Source organism: Zobellella sp. DQSA1 (assembly GCF_041950555.1).
Lineage (GTDB): Bacteria > Pseudomonadota > Gammaproteobacteria > Enterobacterales > Aeromonadaceae > Oceanimonas.
This window is the reverse complement of record NZ_CP169531.1, coordinates 1601722-1618008: the sequence shown is the minus strand read 5'-3', so window position 1 is coordinate 1618008 and position 16287 is coordinate 1601722. Positions and strand designations below refer to the sequence as shown.

Here is a 16287-nt window from a genome sequence, read left to right as displayed (position 1 = left end):
GATGTCGGCGGGGCCAGGCCCCGCCTTTAAGCGCGGAAACCACGACTCATGTCCTACACGACCTTCAGCCAAGTTCAGAACGATCACCTGAAAGAACCCATGTTCTTCGGTAACCCGGTGAACGTGGCCCGTTATGATCAACAGAAATACGATATCTTCGAAAAACTGATCGAAAAGCAGCTCTCTTTCTTCTGGCGTCCGGAAGAGGTAGACGTGTCCCAGGACCGGATTGACTACCAGGCTTTGCCGGAACACGAGAAGCACATTTTTATCAGCAACCTCAAATACCAGACCCTGCTCGACTCCATCCAGGGCCGCAGCCCCAACGTGGCCCTGCTGCCGCTGGTGTCCATTCCCGAGCTGGAAACCTGGATCGAGACCTGGGCTTTCTCCGAGACCATCCACTCGCGTTCCTACACCCATATCATCCGCAACATCGTCAACAACCCAGCCACCGTGTTCGACGATATCGTGGCGAACGAGCATATCCTCAAGCGGGCGCGGGACATCGCCGGCTACTACGACGAACTGATCGAGTACACCAACTTCTATCACCTTCACGGCGAGGGCGAACACGAATTCAAGGGACAGACCGTTACCATCAACCGCTATGAGCTGAAGAAAAAGCTCTACCTGTGCCTGATGTGCGTCAACGCCCTGGAAGCCATCCGTTTCTATGTCAGCTTCGCCTGCTCCTTCGCCTTCGCCGAGCGCGAGCTGATGGAAGGCAACGCCAAGATCATCAAGCTGATCGCCCGGGACGAAGCCCTGCACCTGACCGGCACCCAGCACATGCTCAATATCCTGCGCTCCGGCGAAGACGATCCCGAGATGGCCCAGGTCGCCCAGGAATGCGAGCAACAGTGTTTCGAACTGTTCAAGGCCGCCGCCATCCAGGAGAAGGAATGGGCCGAATACCTGTTCAAGGACGGTTCCATGATCGGCCTGAACAAGGACATCCTGTGCCAGTATGTGGAATACATCACCAACCTGCGCATGCAGGCAGTCGGCCTGGCCCCGGCCTTTGACGGCGCCAAGCAGAACCCCATTCCCTGGATCAATGCCTGGCTGTCCTCCGACAACGTCCAGGTCGCTCCCCAGGAAGTGGAAGTCAGCTCCTATCTGGTGGGCCAGATTGACTCCCAGATGAGCCATGACGATCTGGGTGATTTCGAGCTGTGAGCCGCGTCCGCACCCGGGAGCTCAGTTTCGAACTGCGGACGGGGGAAACCCTGCTCGAGGGACTGGAACGTACCGGTCACGCGGTAGAATACCAGTGTCGCAGCGGCTACTGCGGCGCCTGCCGCACGCCCCTGCTGGCCGGCCGGGTGGAATACCCGCACCCCCCCCTCGCCTACGTGGCCGAGGGGGAGATCCTGCCCTGCTGCTGCCGGCCGACCGAGCCGGTCAGCCTGGATATTCCCCTGCTGGACATCAGGAAGCAGGCCTAGGGCCGGCTTTCCTGCTTCAACGGAAAGGAATGCCAGCTTAGCCGGCCATTCTGCTCGAACGATTTCTCCCGCTCGCAGATAAACCGCTGATCGCCCACGGTGATCACGGCCCCCTTCGAATAGCGCTGATCCGCATAGAAACACACCGGCTCCAATCCCGACGTAATATTCAGTTCCACCGGCGGCCGGGTACTGATGGAGTTAGCCCCGGCCACGGCGCTGAACAACAGTCCTCCCCAACACAGCAGTCTTGTCATGGTCAATTTCCTCTTTACCCCGGGTCTGGCTCATGGTACCACCGTCCCAAGCTCTGTCGACAAGGCCTGACAATGAAAAAAACCTACTGGCTGCTGCTACTTATCCCGGCCCTCACCATAACCACCCTCGTCTTTATGCGACAGCCGGTATCATCCCCATCCCAGCCCTTGGCGCTGCCGGAGCCCGGCAACCGCCCGGTAGACTATGAGCGGGACGTCAGGCCCATTTTCGAGCACAAGTGCATCGCCTGCCACGCCTGCTACGATGCCCCCTGCCAGCTGAAATTGTCCAGTCACGAAGGGGTCCGCCGGGGCGCCAGCAAACAGATGGTCTATGACGGCACCCGCACCCAGGATGCGAAGCCGAACCGCCTGTATGTGGATGCCGACGGCGAACCGGCCTGGCGCCAGCGCGGCTTTTTCAGCGTACTGGACAACCGCGTCGGCGATGCCGCCCTGATGGCCCGCATGCTCGCGCTGGGCCGGCAAGAGCCCTGGGAGGCCAACGAGCGGTTGCCGGACAGCCTGGATATCTCCATCAAACGCGACAACCAGTGCGTGGGTCCCGATGAGTTTGACACCTTCGCCGCCAGGCATCCCCATACCGGCATGCCCTTTGCCGTCGCCGGCCTGGACGAGGGCGAATACCAAACCCTGATCGACTGGCTGGCCCAGGGGGCGACCGTGCCGGAGCAACAACTGCCCCTCTCCGACCACCAGAGGCAAGAAGTACGCCAGTGGGAGCACTGGCTCAACCGCGGTGGCAACCGGCACCGGCTGGTGGCCCGTTATCTCTATGAACACTGGTTTCTCGCCCACCTGTATTTCGGCGATGACCGGGCCGAGGTGTTTTTCGAGCTGGTGCGCTCCCGCACCCCGCCCGGCGAGCCTATCGACATCATCGCCACGGTACGTCCCACCGATGGCATCGACGGCCCCTTCTACTACCGGTTACGGCCCCGGCTGGAAAGCCGGGTGCACAAGACCCATATCGTCTACCCCCTGAACCCGGACAAGATGGCCCGGCTGGAGCAGCTGTTCTTCGAGCCCGACTGGGCGGTCGCCACCCTGCCCGGATATGGTCCCGCCCAGGCCGCCAACCCCTTCATGACCTACGCCGCCATCCCCGCCCGGGCCCGCTACCAGTATCTGCTGGACAACGCCGAATACTTCGTGCGCACCTTTATCCGGGGCCCGGTGTGCCGGGGGCAGATCGCCACCGACGTGATCCGGGATCAATTCTGGGTCAGCTTCCAGCATCCCCGGCACGACCTCTTCGTGGCCGACACCGCCCACCGCCACCGGGTGCAGGAATGGCTGTCCCTGCCCGGACTGCAATCGGATCTGCTGAGCCTGGGTCCGGACTGGATAGCCCACCGGGAAGCCCGCAACCGCTATCTGGCCGCCCGCCAGCAGGACTATGCCCGCACCTATCCCCGGGGCCCGACGATCGATCAGCTGTGGGACGGAGACGGCCACAATCGAGATGCCCTGCTGACTATCTTCCGCCACCACGACAGTGCCAGCGTACTCCGTGGCTGGCAAGGCGATGTCCCCACCACCATGTGGGTGATGGACTATCCGCTGCTGGAGCGGACCTATTACGCCCTGGTGGCCAATTTCAACGTCTACGGCAGCGTCTCGCACCAGGCCCAGACCCGGCTCTATTTCGATCTGATCCGCAACGGCGCAGAGGCCAACCTGTTGCGCTTCCTGCCGGCCCCGGTGCGCAACGAGCTGTTGCACCGCTGGTACGACAACAGCGCCCGGATCAAGCTGTTCACCACCTATGCGGACGTGGACGAAAGCACGCCCAGCCGCATTGCCGTCAACCCCGAGGCCCCGCTGGCCGACTTCGGCCGGCAGGTACTGACCGCCCTCGCCCCGATCACCGGCCCGGCGGAACGGCTCAACCGCTGCCGCCGGCAAGCCTGTAGCCAGACAGGGAGTGCCGCGGATCAAAAGGCCGACGCCCTGCTGCGCCGGCTGACCGGCATCACGGCCGCCACCCTGCCTGCCATCCAGTGGCTGCCGGAAGTCAGTCTGCTGCGCATCGAGGCCGGTGATCGACGGCTGGTCTACAGCCTGCTGCACAACCGGGATCACTCCAACGTGGCCTTTATGCTGGGCGAGGATCTGCGCCTGCGGCCCCAGAACGACACCCTGACGGTGTTGCCCGGGATCGTCGGCAGCTACCCCAACTTTATCTTCAACGTCAAACTGGAAGAGCTGGACGACTTCGTGGCGGCGCTGATGGCCATGGCCCGGGCGGAAGACATCCATACCCTGGCGCGACACTTCGGCATCCGCCGCACCCATCCCGAGTTCTGGTCCTATTTTCACGACATGCATCGCTACCTGCAGGAAACCACTCCGCTGGAAGCGGGCTTACTGGATATGAACCGTTACCTCAATCTCTGAATCCCCTCATGGCGAGGGGCACCATCGGCCCCATTCGCCTCCAAGTTCTTTCTTAAAAGGCATGATCGCACCAATATCCTGTCTTTCTTTATCCTTCCGTCGGCAGTCACCGTACAATCTGGCTACAATAAAGAAAGTGGTCATCAGAAGGATCTGCGCCATGAAACACTACATAACTTGTTGCCTTTCCGCCCTGTTTCTGGCGGGTTGTGCACATACGGTACCTAATGAATCCTACGAGCTACAACTCGTAGCCGACAACCAGCACTGTTTACAGCACTCAGACCCCATGGTTCGCAAATTTATCGCACCTTCACTGGGGTTGTACCTGGCCAAACCCAGTGAAGTGCCGGCAAATGCCGCCTACCACCGCTGCATGCAGGAAAAAGGCTGGTAAACGGCAAGGGGCGAATTTGCTGCTCCCGATGGCGAGGCTGCGAGGCTCAGGCTCGGTGCTCCGGATACGCAATCACATCCACTTGGTCAGTTGCGCCTTGGGGGAAAACACCTTTTTACGGTATTCCCACGCCATCAGCAGCAGCCCCCGCTGCGCAACAGACAGTGACATCTGCCCCCATCACGATGGACCGGAACAGCACAAGCGTTGCCGGTTTATCGGTACACCGGGTAGCGACGACACAGGGCCACCACCCGTTTCCGAACCCTGCTCGTCACCTGTTCTCTGGTGCCGGACTCCAGTGCATCCAATACATCACACAGCCAACCGGCCAGCTCTTCGCACTCGGCCACGCCAAAACCGCGTGTGGTCACGGCCGGGGTGCCGATGCGCAGCCCCGAGGTCACGAAGGGCGAGCGTGGGTCGTTGGGCACCGAATTCTTGTTGGCCGTGATGCAGGCATCATTCAGGGCTGCGTCCGCATCCTTGCCGGTGTAGGGCTTGGCGGAGAGGTCGATCAGCATCAGGTGGCTGTCGGTGCCACCGGACACGATCCTGTAGCCTCGGCTCTGGAGTACGACGGCCATGGCGCGGGCGTTGGTCACGACCTGCCGCTGATAAGTTTTAAACGACGGTGACAGGGCTTCCTTGAAGGCCACCGCCTTGGCGGCGATCACGTGCATCAGGGGGCCACCCTGGATACCGGGGAACACGGCGGAATTGAGCTTCTTGTAGAAGTCCTCATCCTGTCCCTTGGCCAGGATAATGCCGCCGCGCGGACCGCGCAGGGTCTTGTGGGTGGTGCTGGTCACCACATGGGCATGAGGCAGCGGGCTCGGGTACTCGCCGGCAGCGACCAGGCCGGCCACGTGGGCCATGTCCACCCAGAAGATGGCGCCCACCTTGTCGGCGATGGCGCGCATGCGCGCCCAGTCCTTGTAGCGGGAATACGCCGAGAAGCCGCCGATGAGCATTTTGGGCCGGGTTTCCAGCGCGATACGTTCCATCTCGTCGTAGTCTATCAGCCCCGTCTCGGGTTCGAGGCCATAGGGCACAATCTGGTAATGACGACCGGAGAAATTGGACGGGTTGCCGTGGGTGAGATGGCCGCCTTGAGCCAGATTCATCCCCATCACGGTGTCACCGGGGTTGGTCAATGCCAGAAACACCGCGGCATTGGCCTGAGCGCCGGCATGGGGCTGGACGTTGGCGTAGTCGCAGTCGAACAGCGCCTTGACCCGTTCGATCGCCAGCTGTTCGGCCACGTCCACATTTTCGCAGCCGCTGTAGTAGCGCTTGCCAGGATAGCCCTCGGCATACTTGTTGGTGAACACCGAATTCTGGATGGCCATCACCAGCGGACTGGCATAGTTTTCTGAGGCGATCAGCTCGACGTGGTCTTCCTGGCGGTGTTCTTCTTTTTGGATGGCGTCGGCAAGCACGGAATCGAAATCGGCAAGGGTCCGGGATGTGTCATACATGATGTGAGTCCTGTGGTTGGGAATGTTTGGGTTTGAATGCCAGTGTCTGCTTATGGGCAGGGCGGGTGGCGATGGCGGTTTTCATCAGGAAGGCTCCTCGGTAGCGGATTCGTTTGGCCAGTAGTGACTGTCCGGCAAGGCGCGCGCACCAAAAATGGCCTGCCCGACACGCACCACGGTGGCACCTTCCTCAATGGCGATCTCGAAATCGCCGGACATCCCCATGGAAAGCTCGTCGAGGCCGATGCCGGCGGGCGCGCTTTGACGCAGCCTGTTGCGCAGGATCCGCAACTGGACGAAGCACTGTCGCACTCGTTCGGCTTCGCTGGAGAACAGCGCCAGCGTCATCAACCCGCGCACACGCAGTGCCGAGAAGGCGGGCAACGCCTGAATGAAGGCCGGAACGTCCTCGGGGACGAGGCCGTACTTGCTAGCCTCGCCCGAGGTATTGACCTGCACGAACACATCCAGCGACCGGCCCTCGGCCTGCAGACGGCGATCCAACGCCTCGGCAACGCGCAGGCTGTCGAGAGCCTGGAACTCAGCCGCGAAACGCGCAACCAGCTTGGCCTTGTTGGTCTGCAGATGACCGATGACTGACCAGCGAAGATCTGCCAGGTCTTGCATGGCTTCCCACTTGCGATGAGCCTCTTGCACCTTGTTCTCACCAAGCAGGTGACAACCTGACGCGTAGGCCAGGCGAATACTGGCTTCGGGTTTGGTTTTGCTAACCGGCAGCAGGCGTACTGCTGCGGGATCACGTCCGGCGCGACGGCAGGCGGCGTCGACGCGTGCCCGAACAGCGGCCAAGTTATGCTGGAAGTCCTCCACCGTGACGGCCTGGCAATAACGACCGTGCCGGTCATGCCGGGTCTGAGTATCGAATAGTGTCTGCATCAGCTCGCTGCCTCCTCGCCGACCACCGGGTCAGGGGTGCCCTGAATAGCCGGCGGCGGCAACCGACCATTGAGCACCACGTAGGCCGCCAAACCGAGCAACAACCCCCAGAACGCCCCACCGATGCCGAACATCGTGATGTTGGCGGCGGACGCCAGGAAGGTGATCAGTGCGGCTTCACGCGCCTTCGCATCGGCCATGGCACCGGCGAGGCTGCCGCCGATGGTACCCAGCAACGCCAGACCCGCCAGCGTGGTGATGAAAGTCGCCGGAAAAGCCATAAAGACGGCGGCGAGCGTAACGCCGAATACCCCGACGAGGATGTAGCAAATGCCAGCGGCCATGCCTGCAATCCAGCGCCTGGACGGGTCTTCGTGTGCTTCCCTGCCGGTGCAGATTGCAGCCGTGATCGCGGCGATATTGAACGCATGCGAGCCGAACGGCGCCATCAGCAGAGAGCCGAGACCGGTCACGGTCACGATGGGGTTGGCACTGGTCTTGAAGCCGTCGTTGCGCAGCACCAGCATACCGGGCATGTACTGACCGGTCAGGGTGATCAGGAACAGCGGCAGCGCGACACTGAGCAAGGCATTGAACGAAAACACCGGCATGGTGAAAACGGGCGCGGCGAGCTTCAATTCCAGCCCCGACAAGTCGACACGATGCTGCAGGAGGAGGAAGGCCAGCCCCAGCACCAGAATGCCCACCACCGCGTAGCGGGCGGTGAAGCGCTTGAGCACCATATAAGCCACGATCAACAGCCCGGCCAGCAGCGGGTCGATGCTCATGCCACCGAAGGCACCGATGCCGAATTGCAGCAGGATACCCGCCAGCAGCCCGGCGGCCACGCCCGGCGGGATCAGCCGGATGACCTTCTCGAAGTAACCCGACAGTCCCAACACCACAAAAGCCGCAGCCGAGATCATGTACGCCCCTACCGCTTCCGCGTAGGGCGTGGTTGCCAATGCCGTGACGAGGAACGCGGCCGCCGGCGTCGACCAGGCCATGATGATCGGCTCGCGGGTAATCCAACTCAGGACGAGCCCCGTCACCCCAACACCAATAGAAATCGACCACACCCATGAGGCCGTCAGCTCCGGGCTGAGGCCGGCCACCTTGGCGGCCTGGAAGACCAGGATAAAGGTACCGCCATAGTTGACGATGACCGAGATCAGACCGGCCACAACGGGATGAATAAGATCACCCAAGCGGACCGGCGATGGGGGGATGGTAGATGACATGATCTGTACTTGCCTCCTGAAACGGTGTGATTGACCAAATTGAGAAACTGTTTTATATCCTTTAAATGGCATGTTGTTCCCCACCATTTCTTTAAAGAGATACAGACCAATTGTTCAAGCACGCCCAACTCGAGTCCGTTAAAACCTGGCTCTGTGACCCGGCGCATGGCGCCTTGCCGCTGCACGCACGCATCCAGCGGGCCTTCCGGCAACTGATCCTCGATGGTGCGCTCGATGTGGGTAAGCCACTGCCTGCGTCGCGCGCACTGGCGAAATCTCTGGGTGTCTCCCGCGATACGGTTGAGGCTGCGTATAGCCAGTTACATGCGGAAGGGTTCATCGAACGACGCGTAGGCAGTGGTAGCTTTGTATCGGAGCGGGCGAAACGTCTGCCAAGGCGTGGTACGGCACGACGCACGGGATCTCCCGGGGAAACCCTACGCCTCAGTCGGCGCGGCAGTGCCATGTTCCAGGGCGGTGGCGTGCGCGATTTCCTGACACCACGCCCATTCGCTCCCGGTGTGCCGGAAACGCGAAGCTTTCCACTACAGATCTGGGAACGACTGGAACGACAGGTGTTGAAGGAATACGGCACCCAGGCACTACTGCACAGTCCGCCGCAAGGCATGGAGCCGCTGAGGCGCGCTATCGCGGATTATGTCAATCTCGAACGCGGCGCACATGCCACACCCGAGCGCGTGCTGGTGCTGACAAGCTCCCAACAGGCCCTGACCCTGTGTGCCACCGTACTGCTCGATGCCGGCGACCGGATTTTCATCGAAGACCCGGTGTACCATGGGGCACGCAGGGCGTTCGATGCCGCCGGCCTGGAATGCGTACCCGTGCCGCTGGACGCCGACGGTATCCGGGTGGAACATCTGCACGATGCTGCGCAGCCAGCCAAGGCTGTGTTCCTGACCCCTTCGCATCAATTCCCGACTGGGGCGACACTGGCATTGGATCGAAGGCTGACCGTCATCGAATGGGCGCGACAGAATCAGGCCTGGATCATCGAGGATGACTACGACAGCGAGTTCCACTATGCCGGCAAGCCCACGGCCTGTGTGCAGGGGCTCGATCCGCACCAGCGGACGATCTACATCGGCACCTTCACCAAATCGCTGTTCCCAGGCCTGCGCATCGGCTACATGGTCTTGCCACCACCGCTCGTGGCGCCCATGACGGTGGCGCGTACCCTGCTGGATGGGCACAGTGCTCCCATCCCGCAACTCACGCTGGCACGCTTCATCGAGGGCGGGCATTTCGGTGCCCATGTGCGCACCATGCGGGCTGTTTATGCCGAACGGCGAGACGTGCTGGCACAGCTGGTACGCAGGCACTTGCCCGATTTCGTGGAGCCTCGGGTACCCGACGGGGGCATGCAAATGCCCTGCGTCTTCATCCGAGATATTCCCGAGCGTGACACCGTGGACAGCGCGCGCCGGGCTGGCATCGACCTGCTAGGGCTGACGGCGCTGCATGCGTCGAACAAGCACAAGGCCGGTTTCCTTATGGGGTTTGCTGCCCATACCCCAGGAGAGTTGGAAATCGCCGTCAAAAAGCTCGTGAACGTGCTTCGCGCGCTGGAGCGCTGAAAACCGGGAAAGGCACACCACTAAAAGCGCCGAAACTACCCAGGCCCGGCCCGCGTCGGGCCGATGGCGGTGTTCCTCGCCTGCCCATGTTTGCTCGCTGCCATGACCCTTGGCCTGGCGAACGGCGTCGGCCAGCGCGCGGCATCCCATCCGGCAGGATAAGTCGCGCATTCTATGCCCACACTTTCGCGGAATTTCTTGGCGACACGGATGGCTATGGAGGTAGCCAGCGCTGCTATCGCTTTCTCCGACGGAAACACCCGGCGGGTGGCATTGAATTCGGTATAACGCCGACCGCGAGCGTCGGCATGGGCCAGCAGTTCCAACTCATTTATTTCGTCATTCTCCATTCATATTGCCAATCTGATTTGTCGCTGCGGGCTTGGTCCCTCGTGTCGCCCACCAAAACAGCAGCGCCAAAAGGCTGACCGCTGCTCCCAGCAGGCACACATCCTGCCAACCGGCATAGGCATAGGTGACGGTTGTGCTGATCGCACCCAGCCCACTGCCAATCGCGTAGAACAACATATAGAGACCCACCAGCCGGCTGTTTGCCTCGGGCCGGGTGCGGAAGATCAGGCTTTGATTAGTGACGTGTAGCGCCTGCCCACCCAAGTCGAGCAGCACGATGCCGATCACCAATGCCCACAGCGACCACTCCATCATCGACAGCGGCCACCAAGCCAGCAGCAGTAACATGAGCGCCACTGCGCTGGTGCGCTGGCCGTATCCACGATCGGCCCATTGCCCAGCGCGTGCGGCGGCCAATGCACCAACCACACCGACCAGGCCAAAAGCACCGATGGTGGTGTGCGAGAAGCCATAGGGCGGTGCGCTCAATGGCAACACCAGCGCACTCCAGAAGATGTTGAACGCAGCGAACATCAGCAACGCCAGCATGCCTCGCACTTGCAGCACTTTTTCCTGCCGCAACAGCGTCAGCATGGAGGCGATCAGGCGCCGATAGCTCTGCGTATGCGTCGCGGCCGACAAAGTTGGTAAGCGTCGCCATAGCGGCAACGCGATTACCAGCATCAGCAAGGCAGCACAGAAGTAAACGCCACGCCAGCCCGCCAGGTCGCTGACGCCACCGGCGAACACTCGCGCCAGCAGTAGGCCAATAAACACCCCGCCCTGCGCCGCACCCACGACGCGCCCTTGTTCATGAGACGCGGCGGCACTTGCCGCGTAGGCAATCAATCCCTGCGTCATCGCTGTGCCCAGCAGTCCTACGGCGAGCATGCTCGCCAGCAAAACGAGCGCGGACTGAGATATGCCTACCATCACTAGAGCCGCCACCAGCGCCAGCAACTGCACCGCCATCAGACGGCGGCGATCCATTAGGTCGCCCAGTGGCACCAGCAATAGTAAGGCCAGCATGCAACCGACCTGTGTTGCAGTAACCACGCCACCGACTGCCGCATAGCTGATATTAAAGTCGCGTGCCAACGCATCCAGCAGCGGGTGGGCGTAGTACACGTTGGCCACACTCAGGCCGCTGGCGGCTGCAAACAGCAGAACTAAGCTGCGCGGCATGCCTGCGGGACGGATTGACGCACGCCCCAAGGATGTCGGCGCCGTCGAAACAGGGAATTGCTTCATGATTTGTAGCCCACCCATGCTGGTTTCAAAATAAAACCAGTTGAATGTTATGGCATGTGGTTTTAAAATGCAACCAGGCTGTTGTCCGCTAGGAGAAGTCATGTCACGCCGCAAACTCATTAACGACGAACCGTGTCCAGTCGCACGCTCCGTCGACGTCGTTGGGGATCGCTGGTCGCTGCTCATCGTGCGCGATGCGTTTGACGGCATGCGACGTTTCAGTGACTTCCAGCGCAGCCTGGGCATGGCCCGCAATATCCTGTCCGACCGTCTTCGCAAACTGGTCGAGGCCGGTATTCTTGAAACGAAGCCAGCGTCCGACGGTACGGCCTATCAGGAGTACGTGCTGACGCCTCAGGGCGAAAGCCTGTTTCCCGTTGTGGTGGCACTGCGACAGTGGGGCGAACAACACCTATTCAATCCCGGTGAACGACATTCGGTGCTGATTAACAAGCGTACCGGCAAGGCTGTCCCACCCCTGGTGCTGCACGACTCGGATGGCACCACGCTGCAACCCGACATGACTGAAGTACGCAAGCTGATTTCGGGATCGACTTGACCTTCCGTTTTCAATCCATCGAAGTGAAGTGCTTGGGCTACGGCCGGAAAGCAGCGCAAATGCCAAAGCTCAATCCCGCTTTATCTCTGCGCAGCCGAAAAACCGTGATGTCTGGCCCCCCACACGACGATCAGCGTTGCCGCCAGCAGCGCCAATAGCGCGGGCGAGAATGCAGCCACGCCGAGGCGATCCAGCAGAATCCCGCCGATGATGCCGCCACCTGCGATCGCCATGTTCCAGGCTGTGACCAGCATCGACTGCGCAACGTCGGCCGCATCTCCTGCTGTCTTGACGATGGCGGTCTGAAACAGTGTCGCCGCACCGCCGAAGGCCAAGCCCCATGCGGCAACCGCCACATAAACCACGGCAGGCACATCTCCAGCCGCGCCGAGCGCCAGCGCGGATAGGCCGAACAAGGTTGTTCCGGTGAGCGTCAGCACACGCAAATAGCGATCGATAAGCACGCCGATGATCCAGATCCCCAGCAATGATGCGATGCCGAACACGAGTAGGACCAGATCCGTTCGTTCTGCCATGCCGGCCGTTGTTAGGAACGGCGCGATATAGGTATAGAGAATGTTGTGCGCCAGTACGAAGGCCAGCACCACAAAAAGTACTGAACGCATTCCCGGCAAGGAGAACACATGCCTCAGCGTAAACCGCTTTCCGGCCGCTTGCCCAGCGAAGTCTGGCACCTTGACTCGCACCCAGATCATGAGCAGCAGCGCCAGTAGGCTCATGATGCCAAAGCACATCCGCCAGCCCACCAGATTGCCAAGAAATGTGCCCGCCGGAACCCCGAGCGACAGCGCTAACGGTGTCCCCACCATAGCAATCGCAATGGCACGGCCTTTTTGATGTTCGGGTACCATGCGCGCGGCATAGCCTGCCAGTAGCGCCCAAAGTAGCCCGGCCGAAACACCAGCCATGAAGCGAGCGACCATGGTTAGGGCATAGCTGCTGGAAAATGTCGTGACAGTGTTGGCGATGACAAAGCCTGCAAGAGCTGAAAGCAACAACGGTCGGCGGCGAAAACCCTGCGTGGCGGCCGTTAAAGGAATCGCGGCCATCAGCGAGCCAATAGCGTAGAGGGTGACAAACTGCCCGGCCAGCGCCTCGGAGATTCCCAAGCCAGCGCTGATTTGCGGCAGCAAACCCGCCGGTAAGGCTTCAGTGAGGATGGTGACGAAACCCGCTAGCGCTAGTGCCAGCAGTGATGCGATAGGAAGACGTGCTACACGTTGATCCGTGCCACCGCCAAGTGCCGTTGTTGTTGAACTTGTCATAGTTTTGCCTTTTCGAGTACCGACCACGCTCACAAATGGCACGGAATCGGCACGAATTGAATTTAGTTAGCCATGTTAAAGAGGCTTCCAATGCAGGACAATAATGCTAATGTTATGAACATAACGGACAAATATTCTTAAATGGGTTCGACGATGGAATCGCTCAACGGCATCGCGTTCTTCGTGCAAGCGGCGGAAACCCGCAGCTTCTCCCAGGCTGGGCGCATCCTCGGCGTGTCTTCGTCGGCGGTGGGCAAGAGCGTATCCCGGCTAGAGGAACGTCTGGGGGTGCGCCTGCTTCATCGCAGCACGCGCAGCATCACCCTGACCAATGAAGGCGCGCTGTTTCTGGAGCGCTGTCGACGCATCCTGTGTGAAATCGAAGCGGCTGAGCTGGAACTGTCCGAAACCCGGCAAGCGCCACGGGGTCGTCTGAGTATCAGCCTGCCCCTGGTCGGCATGCTGGTCATGCCCGCGCTGACCGCCTTTATGCGACGTTATCCGGACATCGAACTGGACGTGGATTTCTCGGATCGCTTGGTGAACGTGATCGAGGAGGGCTTCGATGTGGTGATGCGCACCGGCGAACCTACCGACTCGCGTTTGATGGCCCGTCAGGTCGGCAGCTATCGGCTACAACTGGTCGCCTCCCCCGGCTACCTGGCAGACCACGGAACGCCCAAGGTTCCTGAAGATCTCGCCGATCACGCCTGCCTGCAGCACAAGTTTCCCTCCACGGGAAAGCTCGAGCCGTGGCCGTTGAAGCGCGTCGAAGGGGCGCCAGAATGGGAGGTGCCGGCCAGTATGGCGTGCAACACGTCTGCCGCCTTGATGGACGTGGCCTTGGCGGGTCTTGGTATCGCGTGCTTGCCAGACTTTATGGTGCGACAGGCCATTGAGCGGGGAGAGTTGGTTTCGGTGCTGGATGCGCATGTCGAACACCAGGGCTCATTCCGGCTACTGTGGCCGTCGAGCAAACACCTGGCGCCGAAGCTGCGTGTCTTCATCGACTTCATGGTCGAGGCGCTGTTCAAGCACTGACGGGGCGAGAGCCATGCGCGCGAGCATTGAACCTACTTGGGCGTTTCTGATGGGCCGCAGGCAGCCAGCACCGCGACCAATGCCAATAGGATGATCAGTTTCACGGCTCGACTTCCTCCTGGGGATTGGGCTCGGGTGGCGGTGTGGATCTGAATACTTCGGGCGATTCGATGGCCTGTACCCGCTCAATGAAACGGGACAAGATCGGGTCGGCCCAGACCTCCTCGACCACAATGCCGTCACCCACTTCGTCAGACTGGGCGAACCCCTCGTAGTACAGATCATCCTGCAATCCCTTGAGTTGCTGCGACAGCGGCACCTCGAACAGGCGTATTTCGACCTCCGGTTCTTCCTGCCGACACAATGCCGACAGGGCCGGCAAGCGCGAGGGGGCCACACCATCGGGCAGAGCGATACGCAATTGGCCATGAAAACCGTTGGCTGCAACCTTCACGCTGTCACGGCCTGCTGCAAGGCAGTGAAGATGCGCGGCTCGGGCGAAGTGGAGTTCTTCAGCTACGGCCAGGAAGCAACGCAGGTGCCGAAATTCCATAGTGGTGGCTCACACGACGGACAACACTTCCGATAGTGCTTTACGGGGTTTTTGCGGCCAGTTTCCTGCTGAGGGATGGCCGACAGCGACAATCATCACCGGCAATTCATTGGCAGAAATCCCAAACTCCAGAGTCACTTTCGTTGCATCGAATCCGCTCATGGCGCACGAACCCAACCCCATTGCCTGTGCGGCCAACATGAGCGTCATGGACGCCAGGGAAGCAGAGCGGACTGCCTCGTCACGCTGCAAGACGGAATCGGAGGAATGGGATGCGTTGACCTGTGCCCCCCATCCATCAACCATCTGCTGCTCCATGATATTTGCGTCCACACTAGGCTTCAGTGCTGCGGCCAACTGCGTATGCGCTGCCAGCTTGCCGCAGACGATGAACGCAACAGACGCATCTACTACCTTCTGCTGTTCAAAAGCAGCCCCTTTTAGGCGTTCTTTGGCAGCCTCGGACTGCACGGCGATGAATCGCCAGTTCTGCATGTTGTATGCCGATGGCGCTTTGGTCGCATGACTGACTAAAGAAGCAATCACATCATCACCCAAAGGGCGATTCGGCTGAAAGTGATTGATTGATGCACGAGATTCAACAGCGTTCTGAATAGGATTTGTCATGTCATAGTCCAGTGAGAAAATAATTCCGAAAGAAAAGATGCGATTGCTAGTGCCCTCTGGCTGCCAACCACTGCACGACAAGTACACTGAGCAACACGAGAACCATGCCGACCATTGCAGTTCCAGTGATAGCTTGGTCAAGTACCACCCAGCCCAGGAATACGGCTGTCAAAGGACTCAGCAGGCCCAGTGACGCCACTGCTACCGGCGGCAGCCGTCCAACGCCACGGAACCACAGGGCATAGGCCAGCAAAGCGCCAGCCAGTGAGAGATAGGAGTAGGCAGACACTTGCTGCACGGTCAGTTTTGGGAGCGGTTCATCAACCAAACACGCAATCGGCGCGAGCATCACTCCACCGATCAGCAACTGCCATCCCGTCAAGGCCAGCACCGGCATCTCCATTCGCCAGCGGCGGCCCAGCCAGGTTCCGGCGGCCATGCAGGCCGCGCTGATCAGGGCAGAGCCGATGCCAACCGACTCCCAGACGGTCTGTGGTGAAAGCAGCAGAACGGCCATTCCCATCACGCCAATCACGCAGGCCGCCAACGTGACGGGCGATGTCGACTGGCGATCCACGGCCCATACGAGCAGCATGACCAGCAGCGGCTGGATGGCACCCAGCCCGGCCGGCAGGCGATATGCCACCACAAACAGCAACGCCTGGAACACGCCGATGTTCAATGCCGCCAGAACGCTCAATCTCCAGCGATAGTCGGGTGCGGGCAGATGCCGGGTTAGCATAAGCAGCAGTACGCCGGCCGGCAGCACGCGCAACAGCGCTGCCGTGAAAGGCCTATCCGGCGGCAGCCATTGCGATGTCACCAGATAGGTTGAACCCCAGCTCGCCGGCGCCAGCGCGGTCAGCATCACGTCGGGCC

General features: G+C 60.7%; 16 protein-coding genes and 1 pseudogene. 7 read left to right on the top strand and 10 right to left on the bottom strand.

The features are described 5' to 3' along the window. Positions 1–48: 48 nt before the first annotated feature. Both nrdB and yfaE read left to right on the top strand, forming a co-directional pair. Positions 49–1182 carry a class Ia ribonucleoside-diphosphate reductase subunit beta gene (gene nrdB / locus ACEVBK_RS07740; protein ID WP_375058031.1) on the top strand — a complete coding sequence of 378 codons (1134 nt, stop codon included), beginning with the start codon at positions 49–51 and terminating at the stop codon, positions 1180–1182. After that, the gene (gene yfaE / locus ACEVBK_RS07735) at positions 1179–1451 is read left to right on the top strand and encodes a class I ribonucleotide reductase maintenance protein YfaE (protein ID WP_375058030.1); all 273 of its coding nucleotides are present in this window, start codon (positions 1179–1181) and stop codon (positions 1449–1451) included. The genes nrdB and yfaE overlap by 4 nt, the downstream gene beginning before the upstream one ends. Here the strand turns inward: yfaE and ACEVBK_RS07730 are convergent. After that, entirely contained in the window at positions 1448–1708 is a 261-nt protein-coding gene (locus ACEVBK_RS07730) for a DUF1496 domain-containing protein (RefSeq protein ID WP_375058029.1), read from the bottom strand. The two genes, yfaE and ACEVBK_RS07730, sit on opposite strands and share 4 nt — an antisense overlap. A gap of 72 nt (positions 1709–1780) precedes the next feature. Between ACEVBK_RS07730 and ACEVBK_RS07725 the strand changes: the two genes are divergently transcribed. Together ACEVBK_RS07725 and ACEVBK_RS07720 are read left to right on the top strand one after the other, a co-directional pair. After that, positions 1781–4129, top strand: coding sequence for a fatty acid cis/trans isomerase (locus ACEVBK_RS07725; protein WP_375058028.1), 2349 nt, complete (start codon positions 1781–1783; stop codon positions 4127–4129). 160 nt (positions 4130–4289) lie between these two features. Further along, complete coding sequence (locus ACEVBK_RS07720; RefSeq protein WP_375058027.1) at positions 4290–4526, top strand: hypothetical protein; 237 nt, start codon at positions 4290–4292, stop codon at positions 4524–4526. A gap of 215 nt (positions 4527–4741) precedes the next feature. On the opposite strand, the gene glyA is transcribed toward ACEVBK_RS07720, so the two are convergent. The 3 genes from glyA to ACEVBK_RS07705 form a co-directional block, all read right to left on the bottom strand. Beyond that, complete coding sequence (gene glyA, locus ACEVBK_RS07715; protein ID WP_375058026.1) at positions 4742–6007, bottom strand: serine hydroxymethyltransferase; 1266 nt, start codon at positions 6005–6007, stop codon at positions 4742–4744. An 84-nt stretch (positions 6008–6091) separates the two neighbouring features. Continuing rightward, positions 6092–6904, bottom strand: coding sequence for a YggS family pyridoxal phosphate-dependent enzyme (locus ACEVBK_RS07710; RefSeq protein WP_375058025.1), 813 nt, complete (start codon positions 6902–6904; stop codon positions 6092–6094). Then, positions 6904–8145 carry a benzoate/H(+) symporter BenE family transporter gene (locus ACEVBK_RS07705; RefSeq protein WP_375058024.1) on the bottom strand — a complete coding sequence of 414 codons (1242 nt, stop codon included), beginning with the start codon at positions 8143–8145 and terminating at the stop codon, positions 6904–6906. The genes ACEVBK_RS07710 and ACEVBK_RS07705 overlap by 1 nt, the downstream gene beginning before the upstream one ends. A 110-nt stretch (positions 8146–8255) precedes the next feature. Between ACEVBK_RS07705 and ACEVBK_RS07700 the strand changes: the two genes are divergently transcribed. Beyond that, complete coding sequence (locus ACEVBK_RS07700) at positions 8256–9740, top strand: PLP-dependent aminotransferase family protein (RefSeq protein WP_375058023.1); 1485 nt, start codon at positions 8256–8258, stop codon at positions 9738–9740. Between the two features lie 35 nt (positions 9741–9775). On the opposite strand, the gene ACEVBK_RS07695 is transcribed toward ACEVBK_RS07700, so the two are convergent. Beyond that, positions 9776–10090, bottom strand: a complete 315-nt coding sequence (locus ACEVBK_RS07695; RefSeq protein WP_375058022.1) for a hypothetical protein — start codon at positions 10088–10090, stop codon at positions 9776–9778. Further along, positions 10080–11444: an MFS transporter gene (locus ACEVBK_RS07690; RefSeq protein ID WP_375058021.1), complete on the bottom strand. Its 1365-nt coding sequence runs from the start codon at positions 11442–11444 to the stop codon at positions 10080–10082. Before ACEVBK_RS07690 ends, ACEVBK_RS07695 begins: the two co-directional genes overlap by 11 nt. On the opposite strand from ACEVBK_RS07690, the gene ACEVBK_RS07685 reads away from it, so the two are divergent. After that, positions 11443–11901 (top strand): winged helix-turn-helix transcriptional regulator, encoded by a 459-nt coding sequence (locus ACEVBK_RS07685; protein ID WP_375058020.1) that lies wholly within the window; start codon positions 11443–11445, stop codon positions 11899–11901. The genes ACEVBK_RS07690 and ACEVBK_RS07685 overlap by 2 nt on opposite strands. 80 nt (positions 11902–11981) lie before the next feature. Here ACEVBK_RS07685 and ACEVBK_RS07680 read toward each other — a convergent pair whose 3' ends face one another. Beyond that, positions 11982–13187 (bottom strand): MFS transporter, encoded by a 1206-nt coding sequence (locus ACEVBK_RS07680; RefSeq protein ID WP_375058019.1) that lies wholly within the window; start codon positions 13185–13187, stop codon positions 11982–11984. Positions 13188–13340: 153 nt separating this feature from the next. Here ACEVBK_RS07680 and ACEVBK_RS07675 point away from each other — a divergent pair, with 153 nt between their 5' ends. After that, entirely contained in the window at positions 13341–14228 is an 888-nt protein-coding gene (locus ACEVBK_RS07675) for a LysR family transcriptional regulator (RefSeq protein ID WP_375058018.1), read from the top strand. A gap of 199 nt (positions 14229–14427) precedes the next feature. Here the strand turns inward: ACEVBK_RS07675 and ACEVBK_RS07670 are convergent. The 3 genes and pseudogenes from ACEVBK_RS07670 to ACEVBK_RS07660 form a co-directional block, all read right to left on the bottom strand. Further along, positions 14428–14781, bottom strand: a pseudogene (locus ACEVBK_RS07670) (LysR substrate-binding domain-containing protein); the annotation flags it as partial. Between the two features lie 9 nt (positions 14782–14790). Continuing rightward, positions 14791–15408 carry a nitroreductase family protein gene (locus tag ACEVBK_RS07665; RefSeq protein WP_375058017.1) on the bottom strand — a complete coding sequence of 206 codons (618 nt, stop codon included), beginning with the start codon at positions 15406–15408 and terminating at the stop codon, positions 14791–14793. Between the two features lie 46 nt (positions 15409–15454). Continuing rightward, positions 15455–16276, bottom strand: a complete 822-nt coding sequence (locus ACEVBK_RS07660) for an EamA family transporter (RefSeq protein ID WP_375058016.1) — start codon at positions 16274–16276, stop codon at positions 15455–15457. Positions 16277–16287 lie beyond the last annotated feature (11 nt).

Coding starts and splice junctions, on each gene's coding strand:
- ACEVBK_RS07705 (WP_375058024.1), bottom strand. CDS start 8,145: ATGTCATCTACCATCCCCCCATCGCCGGTCCGCTTGGGTGATCTTATT.
- ACEVBK_RS07710 (WP_375058025.1), bottom strand. CDS start 6,904: ATGCAGACACTATTCGATACTCAGACCCGGCATGACCGGCACGGTCGT.
- ACEVBK_RS07675 (WP_375058018.1), top strand. CDS start 13,341: ATGGAATCGCTCAACGGCATCGCGTTCTTCGTGCAAGCGGCGGAAACC.
- ACEVBK_RS07665 (WP_375058017.1), bottom strand. CDS start 15,408: ATGACAAATCCTATTCAGAACGCTGTTGAATCTCGTGCATCAATCAAT.
- ACEVBK_RS07680 (WP_375058019.1), bottom strand. CDS start 13,187: ATGACAAGTTCAACAACAACGGCACTTGGCGGTGGCACGGATCAACGT.
- ACEVBK_RS07685 (WP_375058020.1), top strand. CDS start 11,443: ATGTCACGCCGCAAACTCATTAACGACGAACCGTGTCCAGTCGCACGC.
- ACEVBK_RS07695 (WP_375058022.1), bottom strand. CDS start 10,090: ATGGAGAATGACGAAATAAATGAGTTGGAACTGCTGGCCCATGCCGAC.
- ACEVBK_RS07690 (WP_375058021.1), bottom strand. CDS start 11,444: ATGACTTCTCCTAGCGGACAACAGCCTGGTTGCATTTTAAAACCACAT.
- ACEVBK_RS07660 (WP_375058016.1), bottom strand. CDS start 16,276: ATGCTGACCGCGCTGGCGCCGGCGAGCTGGGGTTCAACCTATCTGGTG.
- glyA (WP_375058026.1), bottom strand. CDS start 6,007: ATGTATGACACATCCCGGACCCTTGCCGATTTCGATTCCGTGCTTGCC.
- ACEVBK_RS07720 (WP_375058027.1), top strand. CDS start 4,290: ATGAAACACTACATAACTTGTTGCCTTTCCGCCCTGTTTCTGGCGGGT.
- ACEVBK_RS07730 (WP_375058029.1), bottom strand. CDS start 1,708: ATGACAAGACTGCTGTGTTGGGGAGGACTGTTGTTCAGCGCCGTGGCC.
- ACEVBK_RS07725 (WP_375058028.1), top strand. CDS start 1,781: ATGAAAAAAACCTACTGGCTGCTGCTACTTATCCCGGCCCTCACCATA.
- nrdB (WP_375058031.1), top strand. CDS start 49: ATGTCCTACACGACCTTCAGCCAAGTTCAGAACGATCACCTGAAAGAA.